This is a genomic window from Pseudomonas sp. SDO5271_S396 (assembly GCF_054071795.1).
Genome location: NZ_JBSVWB010000150.1, coordinates 1 through 210, shown reverse-complemented (window position 1 = coordinate 210; position 210 = coordinate 1). Strand labels below are relative to the sequence as shown.

The window sequence follows — 210 nt, the reverse complement described above, 5'->3', positions numbered from 1 at the left end:
TCATTGAGGGTTTTCAAAATGGCTAATAGTGGAAAAACTACCCCAGGTGCTGGTCACAAAGAACAGAAAGACCCAAACCGTAAAAGCGGCGGCCAGGGTTCAGGCGGCAACTTCGCCAATGACCGCGAGAAGGCTTCTGAAGCAAGCAAAAAAGGCGGGGCTCATAGCCACGCCCCAGGCTCCAGGAAGTCTTGATTGAGGCGTCGCCGA

The 210-nt window shown here is 53.8% G+C and carries 1 protein-coding gene; it reads left to right on the top strand.

Translation table 11 applies throughout. From position 1 onward, the window contains the following. Window positions 1-18: 18 nt before the first annotated feature. Window positions 19-195, top strand: a complete 177-nt coding sequence (locus ACW9IN_RS30225; protein ID WP_457369261.1) for a general stress protein — start codon at window positions 19-21, stop codon at window positions 193-195. The last annotated feature ends 15 nt before the right edge of the window (window positions 196-210 follow it).

Excerpts from the sequence above, each read along its gene's own strand:
- ACW9IN_RS30225 (WP_457369261.1), top strand. The coding sequence starts at position 19 with ATGGCTAATAGTGGAAAAACTACCCCAGGTGCTGGTCACAAAGAACAG.